Origin of the sequence: Anabaena cylindrica UHCC 0172, from assembly GCF_034931625.1 — a bacterium.
In the GTDB taxonomy this organism is placed as follows: Bacteria; Cyanobacteriota; Cyanobacteriia; order Cyanobacteriales; family Nostocaceae; genus Anabaena; species Anabaena cylindrica_A.
In genome coordinates, this window is sequence record NZ_JAYGGY010000102.1 from 1 (window position 1) to 14,205 (window position 14,205).

The window sequence follows — 14,205 nt, forward strand, 5'->3', positions numbered from 1 at the left end:
ACCCTGCGGGAAGCAAGCTACAGAATGACACTTTTAACCCGTTTTTAGTATATTTGGCACAACTTTATAAAAAATTGGTATAAATTCTAAACAAAACCCCTAATCCCTTGGGCAACAGCTATCGTGATACTACCTGATTCTCCTGGTAAGCGAAAAATTTGCTTGGGGACTAATAACCTCACACCGTCAACAGCAATTTCCTTAGCTGCCAGAATAGCAGATGCCTCTGCAACACTTGGTGTTCCGACTACCGCTTTAATAATTTTGCCAGGGTTAGGAACACAGACACTAGATAAAAATTCTGCTGTGAAGGTTTTTAAAGGGAAATTATGTATATGACAAAATTCCCTTAAACCAACTTCCGACGCTTTAGATTCAATAGTCGCAAGACCTGCTATATCAGTATCAGCAAGTTGATATTCTCGAAAAACTTCCTGAATAGCAGTATTAATTAAGTGGTAGGAAATGCCTTTTTGACAACCGATACCCACCCATAAAACTCGTAGAAACAATAAATCTACTTGCATAATTTAGTTATTTAATGGTATTCAAATAAATTTAATATTTTATATAGAATCTCGTAAAAACCTTGTAAATCAGCACAAAATCACACTAAGGAATGATTAATTTTCAACAATTGTGCATTTTAATACATCAAAATTGATAATTTTAATACTTTCGCCAAAACCAAAAACCGATATATTTAGTACATCTAGCACAGTAGGAAACATCGAGGGAGAAAGCAAAGGTAAAAGATAAATTAAGTCTTCATTTTTACTTTTTTCTGCCCTTGTAGCGTCAGCATTTCATCTTGATGTTTCAATTTCTTCTTTCTCCGTCGTAGCAAACTCACAACAGTTACGACGGAGTTTTGCTTATTTTAACGATTTATAAGTAGATTAACGTAAATCTTGTCATAATTAGATCATAAACTCTTAAAGAAAAAATAGGCAATTTCACAGCCCATACTCCTGTGGTTTTCTCTGCGTCTCTGCGTGATAAAATCATTTGAAATGCCGAATCACCTCAGCCACAGACCAAGCTTGAGCGATCGCACCTCTAGATATATGCGGTGCATCACCATCAAAGATTTCCGAGATTGAACCCAGACAAGCATCAGAGAGAAAGTGATTAATTAGCGGTTCCCAATCAAAAGGTAAAACTTCCTCCGGGTAAAAACGTTCCCAAGCCCGGATATATGCACCAATTAACCAACACCACACAGTACCTTGATGATAAGAGCGATCGCGCTTTTCTGAATCTCCCTCATAGATGCCAACATATTCTGAATCACCAGGATCAAGACTTCGCAAACCATAAGGAGTCAACAATCGAGAAGTTGCTAAATCCAAAACTTGACGACTTTGCTGTTGAGAAAAACCACAATGGTGCAAAGATAAAGCTAAAACAGCATTAGGGCGAATTTGCGAATTCCGTCCATCATCTGGATCAATAAAATCATAAAAATAGCCTATCTGCGGATTCCAGAACTTTTGTAACGAAACTTTTACCTGTTCTGCTTGCTGTCTATAGCGTTGCACTTGGTGAGTTAAACGCACAGAATTACCTGTATCTATTTGGCTCAAACGTTCGGCCCATTGACTCAACCAACATAAAGCCGAATACCATAGAGCATTGATTTCTACAGCTTTACCGCGACGGGGTGTCACAGGTAATCCCCCCACTACCGCATCCATCCAAGTCAAAGCTACACCATTAGCATCCCAACAAATTAACCCGTCAGTGGCATCAAGTTGAATATTGTAGCGAGTTCCACCAACAAAGGCTTTGTGAATTTGCTGTACAACTGGAAATTGCTCTACTAAAAACTGCCAATCTTGAGTAGCTTCTAAATAAAGTCCTAAAGTTTCAATCCACCACAATGCGGCATCAATACTGTTATAAAACGGTTCGCTATCAACATCAGGAAAGGCATTAGGAATCAGTCCATGACGACAGTAACGTCCAAAAGTTTTTAATAGTCCTTTGGCTAAATCAAAGCGCTGTGTAACTAAAGTCAATCCTGGTAAAGCAATTAAAGTATCTCGTCCCCAATCATTAAACCAGTGATATCCAGCAATTACTGTGGGTCCGGCGATGGAAGCACGATAGACAATAAATTGGTCACTAGCTTCGAGTAGTTTTTGATAAATAGGTGATTGGTTTTTCTCCCCCTGCTCCCTGCTCCCTGCTCCCCTGCTTTCCTTGCTCCCTACCTCTTCTAGTCTCCAACCGAAAATTTGCGAAAGTCTCTCTTGTTCTGCGTCTACGGCTTCTACAAAGCTATCAGGAGAGAGAATCGGTTGCTGGGGGTTGGGTAAACCTACTTTTGCTTCTAGGGTGAGAATATCTCCTGGTTGGAGATTAACTGTTAAATAACCGGGACTATAGAGGTCTTCGCGATCGCATAAACCCCGTTTCGTTTCTTCTGGTAAAACATAATTCCAGTACCAAACTCCATGGGCTTGATACTCTCCTTGTGTCCAGCGTAAATACCAAGGTGTGCCAAATTGCCCAAAATTATTCGCTTGTAGACAAACTAGCTGTGGATTAACCAATTGGGAAAACTGTAATTTCTCGCTTTCACTTTGCTGCTGATGAAAATCGCGATCGCCTATCAACAGTCTTAACCTTAAAATCGCTGCTTCTTTACCCTCATAGCAATACTGAATCAAAATTCTTTGAGCATTGATATTTGGTAATATATTCTCCCTATCTCCCCCCAGCAACCCATAAGGCATCACCAACTGTCTAGTTAACTGCCAGTTTTCCTCACCCCAAACCCATTTAGGAACTGGGTTATTATCGAAATAGCGTAGCATTTTATAGCCTGTTGGCTCAATTTTTTGATCACTGCCCCAAAAATTTGTCCCTAGTGCTATCACTTTACCTGGGATTTCTAAGCTGGCTTCTAAATGGGAAAACAGTAATTTGCGCCCAGAAGGTGGATTTGTTGCAGCAAATAGCCAACCATGATAAGTACGTGTATGCACATCCGAAAATGTACCACTAGCAAAACCACCGAAGCCATTGGTTAGTAACCATTCTCTAGTATCTAAATCAGTCATTGGCTACTCAAAATCGTTATGAGTATGATATAGTTGTAACAGATCGTAATTAAACTGTGACAAGCTTAGATGGGTAAGTTGTAACTTATCTAAAGTCCCAAGCTAAGAAATGGATATAAGTTAAAGGAGAACCAGGTTAATGACGCTCACTTACGAAACAGTAGACTGCCGCCGAGTTGGTCAGCAGGCTCCCGATTTTACAGCAACAGCTGTGCTAGACCAGGAATTTAAAACGATTAAACTTTCCGAATATCGGGGTAAATATGTTGTTTTATTTTTCTACCCCTTAGACTTTACCTTTGTTTGCCCCACCGAAATTACAGCATTTAGCGATCGCTACGAAGAATTTAAGAAACTTAACACAGAAGTTCTCGGTGTTTCCGTTGATAGCGAATTTTCCCACTTAGCTTGGATTCAAACAGATCGTAAAGCCGGTGGTGTTGGTGACTTAAATTATGCCCTAGTTTCCGATATCAAGAAAGAAATTAGCGCCGCTTACAATGTTCTCGACCCCTCAGCAGGTATTGCTTTGCGCGGTTTATTCATCATTGATAAAGATGGTATCATTCAACACTCCACCGTTAACAACCTAGCTTTTGGTCGCAGTGTTGAAGAAACTTTACGTACATTACAAGCTATTCAGCACGTTCAGTCTAACCCGGATGAAGTTTGTCCTGCTGGTTGGCAACCTGGAGAAAAAACAATGGTTCCCGACCCAGTCAAGTCCAAAGTTTACTTCGCAGCAGTTTAGGGAGATAGGGAGATAGGGAGGATGAATTAACTCCTGACTCCTAACTCCTAATGCCTAACTCCTGAATTCTTAATATTTAATTATTTATGCTGACCTCAACAGATTTTACTGGCTTATTCAATGAGCGATTCTTTCGCAACCTGTTACCAAAACCAGCATTAGATGAATTTAGGTTGGGAGTAGGAACACCAGATTTTAAATTATCTGACATTACAAATAATCGCACCTTAAAATTATCTGATTATCGAGGTAAACAGCCCGTATTGCTGGCCTTTACCCGGATTTTTACAGAAAAACAATATTGCCCTTTTTGCTATCCCCATATAAAAGCCTTAAATGAAAATTATGAAGAGTTTAAGAATCGGGGTGTAGAAGTTTTGATGATTACTAGTACTGATAAAAAGCAAAGTCAAATAGTTGTCCAAGACTTAGGCTTAAAAATGCCCTTATTAAGCGATCCTAGTTGTCATACATTTCGGACTTATCAAGTAGGACAAGCTTTAGGAGCGCCTTTGCCAGCACAATTTGTGTTAGATAAGGATGGGAAATTGCTTTATAGGCATTTATTTTCATTTTTAGATCACAATGCAACTTTAGAGAGATTGTTGGAACAGTTTAATTAAGGTAGGGTGCAGAATCGGCATTGCGATCGCTTGAATGCACATCCATCATGGCAAACTACGTGCATTAAGTAATTTTACAGAATTAATTACAAAAATTCAGGGCTAAATTTTTGTCTAAGTGGAAAGAGCAAAAAAATTTATATAGGGCTTACTGTTCGCGGAGCGTGCCGTTAGGCATATAAAGCTGAAACATCTATAAATTAAGAGATTCAGGGGGAGTAGAAGGTGAAAAATGTGCAAGGAATAAGTCTGAAAACCATCAAAAACCGATCACTTGACCACATTCGAGACTATTCTTACCTTCTTCTTTCTTCTTCTTCCTCCTGACTCCTGAACTCCTGAACTCCTGACTCCTGAACTCCTGACTCCTGACTCCTGACTCCTGAACTCCTGAACTCCTGACTCCTGACTCCTGACTCCTAGTCCTAACCAAAAGACTTTTATGGCAAACCCTACGTAAATATAGCTATAAATATAAACTGACTTTCTGGTACAAAATTTATCCTATCTTCTACTAAAAAATACTTTCACAATTGTAGCCAATAGTCTTCACTTAATCTTTAAGAATAAATCCGTATAAGTACAGTATATTTTTATATCAATAACGATCAAAATAATATCACAGGGCTTCAAGAGAGATTAATCCTTGTTTGTGAGTCTTTGAATTTATAAATCCAGCTTATTCATAGCTAGGTTTTAAGAGAAAAAATCCGTTTCCATCCAGTTGATATTTATTTAGAGGTTACTTGTTAGAATGCTGCAAAAATTATCCTTGGCTTTACTCGGAATAACTGCTGTAGTCCTGAGCGCAAATCCAGCTAGTGCCGTTACCATGACCAAAAGCGGTGGTATGTTCTCTAGCTACTCTGATACTAAGGTCGTCACCTTTGATGATGGCACAGCAAATGACCCAAATGGTTTTGTTACCTACTCCAATATTACTACTAACATTGTTCAAGGCAGTAAGTCTGGTCAATATGCTTCACCTCTTGGGGATGATACAAAATTTCTAACAATTGCTCCATCAGGTAGCAAGGTCGCAGGTAACAGTGGGTTTGTCAATATTAACTTCAAAGAAGCTGTTGATTACTTCGGTTTTTATGCAGGCTCATTGGATGATTACAACAATATTAAAATTTACAACGGTGATCAGTTGTTAAATTCTTTTAGTGGCAAGGATGTGCCAACTGCTGTAGCTGATGGTAGCTGGACTAGCACTAAAGCTAATATGTTTATCAATCTTGTCGGTGACGCAGGCGAAAAATTTGACCGAGTCGTGATGAGTTCAACAGGTATTGCCTTTGAAACAGATAACCACACCTATAGATTAGCTAATAGAAGTGTTCCAGAATCTAACATGATGTTAGGTGTGTTAGCAGTAGGTGCTTTTGGCATGACTTCACTATACAAACGCTCACAAAATAAAGTGACAGCGAAAGGATAGATTTATTCAGTAAGCGTAAATATTAAATATGAAGAGTGCTGAGAGTCTCAAATCTCAGTTCCCTAATTTACGACTGCTATGTCAGGTAACACACATAGCAGTCTTTTAGTTTAGCGAAATTGTTTCAGTTAGGCGCGGATTATAATTTAACTTGCTCTAAATGACTGCGGGGATTATAGGTACGGATAGCCCGGATTTTTTCATAATATTCCCTCTCTTGCGGACTGAGGTCTTTTGGAGGTGCGATCGCAACCTTCACAAACTGATCACCACGTCCACCTTTAGCCAGAGGCCAACCTTTACCACGTAAGCGCAGGGATTGACCAGAGCGTACACCTGCTGGCAACTTCACATTTACATTACCATCGGGTGTAGGTACATCAATAGCAGCACCCAAAGTAGCTTCATCTGGTGTAATTAGCACTTCGCAAACTAAATTATCACCTTCCAGTTGGAAAAAAGAATGGGGTTGCAATTCCAACTTTAAATACAAATCTCCCCGTTGTTGAGTCATGGGGTTGATTGGACCCTTACCCCGCACCCGCAGACGAGTCCCAGATTTAGCCCCGGAAGGGATGCGAACATCAATTGTTTCGTTACCTAAGCTGAAGCGTTTTTGGACACCTGCAAAAGCTTCAGCAAAAGTTAAACTGATTAAAGCTTCAGTATCTTGGGTAGCACTAGCACCTGCATCTTGAAAACCAAAATCATTAACACCCCCAAAACCACCACCTGCTCTACTTGTAGAAGTGCGATAAGAGTAACTTTGTTTTCCTGTGCGTTGGCCAGCACCACCAAATAACTCATTAATAAAATCATTAAAGCTGCCGTATTGACTGAAGTCAAAGCCACTCATATCAACACCAGCACCACCTCCGGGAAAGCCTTCACCAGCCTGTTTCCAGTATTGACCATATTGGTCGTACTTTTTGCGCTTATCTGGGTCGGATAAAACTTCGTAAGCTTCGTTAACTTCTTTAAATTTTGCCTCTGCTTGCTTGTTGCCTGGGTTCACATCCGGGTGAAACTTGCGGGCTAGTTTACGAAAAGCTTGTTTAATTTCTTCTGGAGTGGCAGTTTTACTGATTCCTAAAATTGAGTAATAGTCTTTGAAGTCGGTTGCAGCCATCTACCAGCCTCCTGTAAAAATTTAGGTTATGTTTTTTTCTAAGATATTGAGATTGACTGTTTGCCAGATATTATGGGCAAAAGATTCTGATATTAAATTAACAAATAATATTGAAAATCAAGTGTGGTTCTCGCTCTCAGTCTCAGCGCAATTCCCGTACTCTCACCATTCTGGAAAGCAAATCAGCCGATCTAATCCTTCTTCTAAGCTGGGGGGAGCATCCCGGAGTTGACGGTGCATTCGCAAAATGATTTCTTCTGGAACCTGGCGATCGCGTTTTTGATTACGTACTAAACACATCCAGACTGGAGTTCTCACCCATATCCCTGTAATGTATGTAAAGCCCAAATCACGGGCTAATTCTATGATTTCACGGCGATTTCTTCTTTGGGCGTTGGTGGCATCGAAAATAGTGGGGATACCTACAGTTGTGGCTTGCTGAAATTGCCGTTCTATTTCCTGCCAAATCAACAACCATGTCCCCTGAGTTGCTTGGGAACCAAAAAGTTGCCCCCGGATGGCATCTGTAGAAATTAGCTGCATCTGGGGGCATTGCGTCAGTAATTGTTTTGCCAATGTTGATTTACCACTACCAGGAAGACCAATCAGCAAGAAGAGTACCAAGTTATGAGTACTAAGTACCGAGTGCAAATTTAGGAGTGTGGAGTGAGAAGTTAAGAGTGAAGAATAACTAGAAGTTTGATCCATCATTCAATTCCTCATAACTCATAACTCAATACTCAGCACTCGGTACTCAGCACTCGGTACTCAGTACTCGGTACTCGGTACTCAGCACTCGGTACTCGGTACTCGGTACTCCTATATAATTGTCCCGTCAGGAATCACAGCATTTTTGAGAACAACTACAATCCCACTACGGATGTAGAAGCCTTGTTTTTCACGTTCTGCTTCTTGGATGTTATCTTTATTGATAATTTTTACATCGTGACCGATGCGAGCATTTTTATCAATGATGGCTCTGCGAATAATGGTGTCTGTTCCAATACCTACAGGGATGTCACCTTGTTCTAGGCTACATTGGCGTTCTACAGATGGTTGGTAAAAGTCTGCACCCATAAGTAAGGATTCTTCAATTACACATCCTGCCTCAATCCGCGATCGCACTCCTAACACTGAATGCTGAATCCGGCAATTTTTCAAAATACAACCTTCACCAATCATTGATTCGGTGATTTGGCAATTTAGCAGCTTTGAAGGAGGTAAGTACCGCGCACGGGTGTAAATTGGAGCTTCCTCATCATAGAAGCTAAAGGGCGGCATGGGTTGCTGAGTTAAAGCTAAATTGGCATTATAAAATGCTTCAATTGTTCCAATATCTTCCCAGTAGTCATCGAAGAGGTATGCCTGGACGTTATGATCTTTGGCCGCATCAGGAATAATTTCTTTACCAAAATCAGTTTTGTCTACAGATTCTTTCAGCAACTTGATCAAGACATCTCTTTTAAAGACATAAATCCCCATTGAGGCGATATATGGCTGGATTTCGGCTTGTTCCTTTGTCAATCCCAGTATGCTAGTATCAACACGCATTTGTGCTAAAGCGTCACCTTTGGGCTTTTCGCTAAAGTCAATTACCCTACCGGAATCATTGATTTTCATCAACCCAAAATCCGAAGCACGGCGATCGTCAATAGGGATGACAGAAAGAGTAATATCAGCATTCGTCTCTCTATGGCGCTGGATAAATTGGCGATAATCCATCCTATACAAATGATCACCAGAAAGAATCAGATATTCATCTGCATCCCATTCTTCCAATAACCAGATATACTGGCGCACCGCATCAGCCGTACCTTGGAACCAGTTAGGATTTTCTGGTGTTTGCTGTGCAGCCAGCACTTCTACAAAACCCTCGCTGAAACCACTAAAATTGTAAGCGCGGGCAATGTGACGATTCAGAGAAGCTGAGTTGAATTGTGTCAACACATAGATTTTAAAAATTTCTGAATTGATGCAGTTGCTAACAGGGATATCTATTAAGCGGTACTTACCAGCAACTGGTACTGCTGGTTTAGCACGGAGTTTGGTTAGCGGATAAAGCCGAGTACCCGCACCCCCACCAAGAATGATTGCTAAGACTTTTTTCACAAAATTTCTCCGAACTGCCTTTCAACTCTCATCTACAGTTTAGGACTGTATGTGGCAGCTGATAAGGGGGGATCAAAGAATCTTGCAAAGGAATTTTTGAGAATGCTGTTGGTAATGAATAACGTTGCTAAATCAGGGAGAATACTAGAACATTTGTATTAATACATCAGGAAACTCCATCAAAATCTCTGTTCCTGGATTTCAATAGCAGTATTTTGCTTAGTATCAACGAAAATACTGCTAAAGCTCAGAATCTACATCAGTCGTTTGATTCATTTGATAGGGTGTGTGGTGTCTTTTGCTTTTACCCCTATCAATAGAGCTAATTCTAGCCACTTCCAGTAACAGTCAACATCTGTAAAACCAATCTTTCGTAACCAAACCAATTGTGTTTCCACATCTAAAAGTTTATTTGAGGGGTCGTCATTTTCTATGTCGATACCGAGTGCTTGTAAAAACTTCTCATGTACCGTAGGTGTTGACGAAGATACGTGTTCTAAGTTACAGAAAATACCACCTGGTTCCAGACGTTGGAAAATTTCTGCATACAAAGAAAGTTTGCGTTCGTGGATGAGATGATGAATAGCAAAGCTAGAAACAATTGCATCAAATAAACCTAAATCTGGTAAAGGTTCATCTAAATTATGGCTGATAACTTGCACTGTTTCATCTTCAAAAAACCTCTGTTTGACTGCTTCTAGCATGGTAGGAGAAAAGTCAATTGCTATGCTATTCATGTGGGGACGGTCAATTTTGAGTAATGCTAATAAGCGCCCATCTCCAGTTCCTAAATCAAGTATGCGTTTAACAGTTTGAGGAACTTGTGCTAACAAAACAGCTTCCCCTTCAGTGCGGTGGGGTATTTTGTCTGCTTTTTCCAAATAGCGTAAAGCGTGTTCTGATGATGTCCAAAGATTGATATTATTCATGTTAGTAATTTTGGAAATTTTTCTGCCAACCAAGTAAATACAATAATACCCAAAATATCAGCAGCTAAATCTGCAATATCAGCACTGCGATAAGGTACAAAAGATTGTACTATCTCATCAATTATAGAAAATAATAAGACTATGAATGGTGCAAGAGGTAAAGGAATATTAAATATTTTAAACTTACGTTTATTTAAGGCTTGATGACTGAGATAAGCAGCAATTCCCAGCAACAGAAAATGTAAAATTGTATCGTAATGGGGAAATTGTGCTATTTCGGTGGGGATTATTCGCAGGTAAGCGGAAATAGAGATAGAAAGTAAAATTCCCAAGTAAACCCAAAACGCAAAAACCCAACGCTGATGAGTTGTCATTTGTATAATTTTGAAAGGTGTTTTTGCTGAATACAGAGATATCATTACACATTCCGCAAATTGCACAGCTATATATTGGGAATTTTAATCTAGCTATTCACTAAGCGTGTAGGTTAGCTTGTTCTTGTAACCAAGGATCTACAGGTTGTCCATCTTTGCGTTTTAATTCTATTTCTATTACCATCACTTCTTTAGAACCTGGAGGTGCGGGTTTTTTATGAAAAATAATGTCATAGTCTGCTGGGTTGTGTTGACGTTCTTGCAACCATTCTTGTACTTTGGTAATAGCAAAGAATGATTGCCCTTGTTCAAACATTCGGGTAATTTGTAACTGTAATGTGTAGGGATTTAAGCGACTCATTTTTTGACTCCTTTAGTAGCTGGAATTATTATTGTCTCACGCAGAGGCGCTCCAGACGCGGAGAGGAAGATTGAGTTGAGGTTTTTATTCTTCTGTATTAAATTCAACTTTATCATAAATATCTGCGAAGGTGATTTGGTAGGGAATGGAATCTAAGTTTAAAGTTTCATCTGCGTCTACAAATTCTGAAAATATCCATTTGTTATTATCTGTTCTAAAATATTGCTCGACGTGCATTGTATATTGATCAATTAAAATATATTCTTGCAACGTGCTAATTGTGCGATAAGCGGCGAATTTTTCATCTCTATCTTTGCTTCTGGTAGACTTGGATAAAACTTCTGCTACCATTACAGGATTTACTAAAGTATCTTTTCTTCCTTCTTCATAAATTAAGGGATTTTTAACGACTAGAATATCAGGGTAAGTATGAATTTTTTTATCAGGAATCCAAAGACGTTGATCTGTGACAAAGACTTGATAAGGTTGACGTTTGAGAAGATAATTTAGTGTACCGCTGAAATTAAGGGCAAGTTGGTTATGATTTGGTGTTCCGCCTGTCATTGGTATAATTAATCCATCAATATATTCATGACGTATTTCTGAGTTTACTTCTAATTCTAGATATTCTTCAGGTGAATAGTAACGTGTTTCTTGTGCAAGAGTCATGATGTTTTAATCTGTTGATTTTATGGGTTTGCTATATTGGCGCTTATACAAATTTCCTAACTAAGTTATAATTATATTCTAGCAGTTTGTTTGTATTGAAAAAAAATATGTGCGGTTAGGACAAAGAACATAGCTTAATCAATTATGAAGGTTTCTGTTGAAAATTACGAAAGGGTAACATTCAAATGACAGTTAAAGAACAAATAGCGCAAGAATTAGAAAAATTACCTGAACCTGTGTTACAGGAAATCTTAGATTTTGTACGATTTTTGCAAAACAAGCACCAACAAAATAAGATGCTAGAAATCACGATCATGAGTGAATTATCCCTGCAAAAAGATTGGTTAAAGCCAGAGGAAGATGCAGCATGGAATGATTTATAAAAGGTGATATTATAATTTTTAACTATTAGATTCATAAAAGAATTGTTAAATGATTAGGTAAATCTACATCTTCTTGCCAATTTTCGACGGAAGCAGTAGGAAGACCACTTAACTCAGATAAATCTTTTATTTTTCTAATTAATAGTTCAATTAAAGTTCCATTTTTTGATAATTCAAATAAATCTTCCTTGTCTAAAACAATGATTATTTTATTTGTTCTAGCATGAAAAATTATTTGCTGAAGTCTACAATCACTTACTTTTCTTTGCCTTTCTTTACTATTTCGTTTAGGAAAACCTGTTGCTCCGTTTAATGTAACAAAAATCCCCAGACCTGCACATCTCAAATTATCCTCCATTATGCTACATAATCGGGCAAATTGTTTATGTGGTAAAGGAGCTTTTGTAGCTTTAGCTTCAATTACTATATCTCTCTTATTCCAATCTAGATATAAAGTTTCACACACCATTTTCCAAGCATGATCATTACCACTGATTAATAAATCATATTGAGGTCCTGCTGATTGAAAACTTTTAATTGGTTGAACTCCTTGCAGTCCTTTAAAAACTAAAAATACAACTTGCTCCAACAGTTTTCCAGCTTGTTGTTTTTCTTTGAGTGTGGGTTTTTTTAATTCTGTAAATATCTTAAATTTATCTAAATATTCAGAAAGTTTATCATCTGCTTTATACAAATAAGAAGCCAATTTATTTGATTTAATACCGCTAGGGCTATTTTTTACGCGTTCCCATGCCTTAATAGCATCTTCAATAATTTCATCATCTGAACTAGGCATGACTTGATTCAACAAAATCATGTTGTTGCATAAAATGTGCCATTAAATCATAAGATAACTCATTATAATCATGTACACTCTTTTCACAAAGTGGGCAAAACCACGGCAAGTTAGGAAAGCCTTGACCAAATGGAATAGCACCAGCGGGTACATCTGGTTCACAATTATGATATATAAGCAGTTTCATTTCACAGAGTCCCTCATCTTCAAGAATTGTTAAGACGGCAAGAGCATCAGAGCGTTTTATACCCAACTGTACAGCAAGTTGATGTGGCATCATATCATTGGTTGATGCCGTCATAAAATGCTTACTTAGTTCAGCCTTCTGATTTTCAGATAAGAAGTCCAAATGACCCTTGTGGATGAAGCTAGTCATAACTTTAGCCTTGAAGTTCAAGTTCTTTTAGCAGAAACTCAAGAACAGAGGTACTACCACCATAGCACTTTAAGTGTTGAAGAGAATCTTGGGATGCTCCCGGTTTGAGTCCAAAATAGCAGTGTGTTTTGATGAGACGTTTTACTGTAACTTTTTTTAACTTTTCTGTCTCTATTTCAGTTGCAGTTAATTCCTTATCTAGCTGAAACTCATAAGATTTAGTACCCCACTCTTTAATCAAGGTTAACAAAATTGCATCTTCAGCATCGTTCATTTTGTCAGGATTACCTACCAAACCCAGTTTCTGTAAAACCGAATTAGCTAATCTTTCTGACAAAGCTTTTAATCCTTTAACATTAACCTCCTGAACTCCCGCACTATGAGCATTAATAACCAGTCCTGATGCTTCTGCTCTAATGCGTAAGTGTTGCCATTTGTAGGGAACACAATTGAGATACTTATCCCACATATCATGCAGAACAAGTTTTTGAAGATTAGGATCTTCCCAGTTAGCTTGACAATGATTAGCTAATTCATTAATAAATCCAGGAATATAATTCCAGAAAGGGAATTGAGTACGATTTTCTATTTCTATATGTTCATCTGTAGTGGAACTATACGTAAACCCATACCAGGATAAAGCTGCATACTTTTTACCTACTTCAGCAATGACAGACCAGCGAATATAGCATTCATCTAGTTTACTCGCAGTTCCAGTTCCTCTCCGAACAGAATCAACAATTCTATAAATTCGGATATACCACTTCTTCTTGGGTTGAGTTGCGTCCTCAATTGGTCCGTACCAACCATCTTTGCCAAATTCAGTTAACAGAATCGCAGCAGAATTTATATTTGGAGTAACAGTACATGAACCCGATTTTAAACTTAGCCATCTTCTTGGCTGTTTCACATATCCAACCAATACTTCGTTTGGAGTAAGCTTACCTTTTGCTAGATCATTAGCTATATTTGCGGCGACTTCATTTTTTCTAAGCCGACTTGAACCTGATGAAATACTTTCAAGGGTTTCAACAGTAAATTCGTTACTAGATAGAAATTGCTCACAAAACTCTATACCTGGGGCATACCCATTATCCACAAAAGCGTCAATACTCATAAAATATTAGTCAGGATGTTACGTTGATGCACTTAAAAATGCGTCAAAAAACAGTATAGCAAAATACAAGGCAGGC

At 38.5% G+C, this 14,205-nt stretch carries 16 protein-coding genes; 4 read left to right on the forward strand and 12 right to left on the reverse strand.

From position 1 onward, the window contains the following. Positions 1-86: 86 nt before the first annotated feature. Both VB713_RS22790 and VB713_RS22795 read right to left on the reverse strand, forming a co-directional pair. Positions 87-527 carry a cobalamin biosynthesis protein gene (locus tag VB713_RS22790; protein ID WP_323313789.1) on the reverse strand — a complete coding sequence of 147 codons (441 nt, stop codon included), beginning with the start codon at positions 525-527 and terminating at the stop codon, positions 87-89. Positions 528-1,004: 477 nt separating this feature from the next. Next, the gene (locus tag VB713_RS22795) at positions 1,005-3,068 is read right to left on the reverse strand and encodes an amylo-alpha-1,6-glucosidase (protein WP_323313790.1); all 2,064 of its coding nucleotides are present in this window, start codon (positions 3,066-3,068) and stop codon (positions 1,005-1,007) included. 139 nt (positions 3,069-3,207) lie between these two features. Here VB713_RS22795 and VB713_RS22800 point away from each other — a divergent pair, with 139 nt between their 5' ends. The 3 genes from VB713_RS22800 (at position 3,208) to VB713_RS22810 (ending at position 5,886) form a co-directional block, all read left to right on the forward strand. Further along, positions 3,208-3,819: a peroxiredoxin gene (locus VB713_RS22800; protein WP_323313791.1), complete on the forward strand. Its 612-nt coding sequence runs from the start codon at positions 3,208-3,210 to the stop codon at positions 3,817-3,819. Positions 3,820-3,905: 86 nt separating this feature from the next. Beyond that, complete coding sequence (locus tag VB713_RS22805; protein WP_323313792.1) at positions 3,906-4,442, forward strand: peroxiredoxin family protein; 537 nt, start codon at positions 3,906-3,908, stop codon at positions 4,440-4,442. A 754-nt stretch (positions 4,443-5,196) separates the two neighbouring features. Next, on the forward strand, positions 5,197-5,886 hold the full coding sequence (locus VB713_RS22810) for a PEP-CTERM sorting domain-containing protein (protein ID WP_323313793.1): 690 nt from the start codon (positions 5,197-5,199) through the stop codon (positions 5,884-5,886). 139 nt (positions 5,887-6,025) lie between these two features. Here VB713_RS22810 and VB713_RS22815 read toward each other — a convergent pair whose 3' ends face one another. The 7 genes from VB713_RS22815 to VB713_RS22845 form a co-directional block, all read right to left on the reverse strand. Next, the gene (locus VB713_RS22815) at positions 6,026-7,015 is read right to left on the reverse strand and encodes a J domain-containing protein (protein WP_323313794.1); all 990 of its coding nucleotides are present in this window, start codon (positions 7,013-7,015) and stop codon (positions 6,026-6,028) included. 162 nt (positions 7,016-7,177) lie between these two features. Continuing rightward, entirely contained in the window at positions 7,178-7,723 is a 546-nt protein-coding gene (locus VB713_RS22820) for an AAA family ATPase (protein ID WP_323313833.1), read from the reverse strand. A 111-nt stretch (positions 7,724-7,834) separates the two neighbouring features. Then, positions 7,835-9,124 (reverse strand): glucose-1-phosphate adenylyltransferase, encoded by a 1,290-nt coding sequence (locus VB713_RS22825; protein WP_323313795.1) that lies wholly within the window; start codon positions 9,122-9,124, stop codon positions 7,835-7,837. Positions 9,125-9,396: 272 nt separating this feature from the next. Next, positions 9,397-10,053 (reverse strand): class I SAM-dependent methyltransferase, encoded by a 657-nt coding sequence (locus VB713_RS22830; RefSeq protein WP_323313796.1) that lies wholly within the window; start codon positions 10,051-10,053, stop codon positions 9,397-9,399. Beyond that, complete coding sequence (locus VB713_RS22835; RefSeq protein ID WP_416242475.1) at positions 10,050-10,427, reverse strand: VanZ family protein; 378 nt, start codon at positions 10,425-10,427, stop codon at positions 10,050-10,052. Before VB713_RS22835 ends, VB713_RS22830 begins: the two co-directional genes overlap by 4 nt. 100 nt (positions 10,428-10,527) lie before the next feature. Beyond that, positions 10,528-10,788, reverse strand: a complete 261-nt coding sequence (locus VB713_RS22840; protein WP_323313798.1) for a hypothetical protein — start codon at positions 10,786-10,788, stop codon at positions 10,528-10,530. 84 nt (positions 10,789-10,872) lie between these two features. Then, on the reverse strand, positions 10,873-11,457 hold the full coding sequence (locus tag VB713_RS22845) for a Uma2 family endonuclease (RefSeq protein WP_323313799.1): 585 nt from the start codon (positions 11,455-11,457) through the stop codon (positions 10,873-10,875). Between the two features lie 185 nt (positions 11,458-11,642). Here VB713_RS22845 and VB713_RS22850 point away from each other — a divergent pair, with 185 nt between their 5' ends. Further along, positions 11,643-11,840: a DUF2281 domain-containing protein gene (locus VB713_RS22850; protein ID WP_323313800.1), complete on the forward strand. Its 198-nt coding sequence runs from the start codon at positions 11,643-11,645 to the stop codon at positions 11,838-11,840. Between the two features lie 31 nt (positions 11,841-11,871). On the opposite strand, the gene VB713_RS22855 is transcribed toward VB713_RS22850, so the two are convergent. The 3 genes from VB713_RS22855 to VB713_RS22865 are packed head-to-tail and all read right to left on the reverse strand — an operon-like array spanning position 11,872 to position 14,129. Further along, positions 11,872-12,636, reverse strand: coding sequence for a hypothetical protein (locus VB713_RS22855; protein ID WP_323313801.1), 765 nt, complete (start codon positions 12,634-12,636; stop codon positions 11,872-11,874). Beyond that, a complete protein-coding gene (locus tag VB713_RS22860) occupies positions 12,629-13,012 on the reverse strand; it encodes a hypothetical protein (protein WP_323313802.1) in 384 nt (127 codons plus the stop codon). The genes VB713_RS22855 and VB713_RS22860 overlap by 8 nt, the downstream gene beginning before the upstream one ends. A gap of 4 nt (positions 13,013-13,016) precedes the next feature. Beyond that, on the reverse strand, positions 13,017-14,129 hold the full coding sequence (locus VB713_RS22865) for a hypothetical protein (RefSeq protein ID WP_323313803.1): 1,113 nt from the start codon (positions 14,127-14,129) through the stop codon (positions 13,017-13,019). Between the last annotated feature and the right edge of the window lie 76 nt (positions 14,130-14,205).